3 protein-coding genes are annotated in these 2,683 nt (G+C 74.9%); all 3 read right to left on the bottom strand.

All coding sequences use genetic code 11. The annotated features are described in order from the left end of the window. A partial coding sequence (locus F6X68_RS32120; protein WP_151457753.1) for a methyltransferase domain-containing protein occupies positions 1–673 on the bottom strand: 673 nt, incomplete at its 3' end. A 70-nt stretch (positions 674–743) separates the two neighbouring features. Further along, positions 744–1,061, bottom strand: a complete 318-nt coding sequence (locus F6X68_RS32115; protein WP_151457752.1) for a hypothetical protein — start codon at positions 1,059–1,061, stop codon at positions 744–746. 38 nt (positions 1,062–1,099) lie between these two features. Then, positions 1,100–2,683, bottom strand: a 1,584-nt coding sequence (locus tag F6X68_RS32110; protein WP_151457751.1) for an ABC-F family ATP-binding cassette domain-containing protein, incomplete at its 5' end; no start/stop codon positions are given.

Here is a 2,683-nt window from a genome sequence, read left to right as displayed (position 1 = left end):
GCAGCGGGGTGAGGTCGGCGAAGATCGAGGCGCCGTCGCAGCCGACGTGCAGGGGATACCAGCGCGGGGTGCCCGGCGGGCGCTGGAGGCAGACGCCCTTGAACGTCTGCACGTCGAGCAGCCGGACGTGGGTCGGGTCGGCGACGGCGTTCACGTGCCGCCACCACGGGCTCATGATGTGCAGCACGCCGCCCGGCCGGAGCGCCCGGTGGCACTCGTCGACCAGCGGCAGGAAGTCGATCAGGTGCTCCAGGATGTGCACCGCGAAGAAGACGTCCACCGAGTCGTCGGCCAGCGGCAGCGAGCCGGAGAGGTCCGCCACCGCGTCCACCCCCGGGGCCGGGAAGATGTCCAGCCCCAGATTGCCCGGCCACTGCTTCGTGGCGCCACAGCCCAGGTCGACCACCACCGGGTCGCGCCCGCCGACGCGTACCCGGCACCAGACGCCGAGCACCCCGGCGAGCCGGCCGACCCGGTCCCGGACCAGGCGCAGCTCGTCCTGCCCGGCGACCTCGCCGCTCAGGTGGGCCACCCCCCGGTCGAAGCGCACCTCGACCGCGAGGTCGCGCAGCCGGTCGTCGTGCCGGGCCTGGTCGACCCAGGCCTCGGTGAGGAATCCGTCGACCGCCCGCAGCCGCTCGGCCGAGGGCGGGTTCTGTGCCAGCGCGACCATCCGGGCCACCTCCCGCCGGCCGATACCCGGATCCCCGCCCGTTATGCCCCGGACGCCCCGAGCAGGGCGGTCAGCCGCCGATGGTCCGCCGGGGGCGTCCGCCGCCGCGCATCCGCTGCCGGGGCGGCGGGGCGGCCGCCTTGGGCCGCTTGAGGTGGTAGCGGTGCAGCTCGCTGTTGCCGGGCATGGACGGGTCCTCGCTCATCGAGACCAGCTCCCAGCCCTGGTCACCGGCCCGGTTCAGATGGGCCAGCGCGGTGTCGCCGTAGGGCGTCACGTCGACCATGGAGCCGTCGGGGCCGTACCAGACGAAGACGATCTCCCAGCCGATGTCGGTGGTAGCCGCCTGGCGGCGGCGGACCAGCAGCGCGTACTCCCACTTGAGCATGAGGTCATTCTCACCCGCCGCGAGCGGGTCGGCACGGATCAATCCTCGGCGATCCGCCCGGCGGCCACCCGCAGCCGCCGGTTCGTGGTCACGGCGTCGAGCATCCGCCGGTCGTGGGTGACCAGCAGCAGCGTGCCCGGGTAGCTGGCCAGCGCCGACTCCAACTGCTCGATGGCGGGCAGGTCCAGGTGGTTCGTCGGTTCGTCCAGCACCAGCAGGTTCACCCCGCGCCCCTGGAGCAGCGCCAGCGCCGCCCGGGTCCGCTCGCCCGGCGACAGGGTCGCCGCCGGCCGCAGCACGTGCCCCGCGCGCAGGCCGAACTTGGCCAGCAGCGTCCGCGCGTCCGCCGGCGACAGGTGCGGTACGGCGGCGCCGAACGCGTCGATCAGCGGCACGTCGCCGAGGAACAGCCCACGGGCCTGGTCCACCTCGCCGACCACCACGCCCGGGCCGAGCGCGGCGTGCCCGGAGTCGAGAGGGAGCCGGCCCAGCAGGGCGGCGAGCAGGGTGGACTTGCCGGAGCCGTTGGCCCCGGTCACCGCCACCTTGTCGGCCCAGTCGACCTGGAGGGTCACCGGGCCGAGGGTGAAGTCGCCCCGGCGTACGACGGCGTCGCGCAGCGAGGCCACGACGGCGCCGGCGCGGGGCGCGGCGGCGATCTCCATCCGCAGCTCCCACTCCTTGCGCGGCTCCTCGACCACCTCCAGCCGCTCGATCAGGCGCTCGGTCTGCTTGGCCTTGGCCGCCTGCTTCTCGGTCGACTCGGCGCGGAACTTGCGGCCGATCTTGTCGTTGTCGGTGGCCTTGCGGCGGGCGTTCTTCACGCCCTTCTCCATCCAGGCCCGCTGGGTGCGGGCGCGCGCCTCCAGGCCGGCCCGGGTGTCGGCGTACTCCTCGTAGTCCTCCCGCGCGTGCCGGCGGGCGACCTCGCGCTCCTCCAGGTAGCCCGCGTAGCCGCCGCCGTAGTGCCGGACCTGCTGCTGGTGCAGGTCCAGTTCCAGCACGCGGGTGACCGTGCGGGCGAGGAACTCCCGGTCGTGGCTGACCAGCACCGTGCCGGCGCGCAGCCCGGTGACGAACTCCTCCAGCCGCTCCAGGCCGGCCAGGTCCAGGTCGTTGGTCGGCTCGTCGAGCAGGAACACGTCGTAGCGGCTGAGCAGCAGCGAGGCCAGCCCGGCCCGGGCCGCCTGGCCGCCGGAGAGGCCGGTCATCGGGTGCTCCAGGTCGACTGTGAGCCCCAGCTCGGCGGCCACCTGCTCGGCCCGTTCCTCCAGGTCGGCCCCGCCGAGGGCGAGCCAGCGCTCCAGGGACTCGGCGTAGGCGTCGTCGGCGCCGGGCGCGCCGTCGGTGAGCGCGGCCGTCGCCGCGTCCAACGCGGCCTGCGCGGCGGTGACGCCGGTGCGCCGGGCCAGGAAGTCCCGCACGGTCTCGCCGGGCCGCCGCTCGGGCTCCTGCGGCAGGTGCCCGACGCTCGCCGTGGGCGGGCTGAGCGTCACGCTGCCGGCCTCCACCGGCAGAAGTCCGGCGAGGGTACGCAGCAGCGTCGACTTGCCGGCCCCGTTCGGCCCGACCAGCCCCACCACGTCCCCCGGTGCGACCACCAGGTCCAGCCCGGCGAACAG

The organism is Micromonospora sp. AMSO12t, assembly GCF_008806585.1.
Lineage (GTDB): Bacteria > Actinomycetota > Actinomycetes > Mycobacteriales > Micromonosporaceae > Micromonospora > Micromonospora reichwaldensis.
The sequence above is the reverse complement of the archived record's forward strand: the minus strand, read 5'-3'. Positions and strand labels throughout refer to the sequence as shown.

Excerpts from the sequence above, each read along its gene's own strand:
- F6X68_RS32115 (WP_151457752.1), bottom strand. The coding sequence starts at position 1,061 with ATGCTCAAGTGGGAGTACGCGCTGCTGGTCCGCCGCCGCCAGGCGGCT.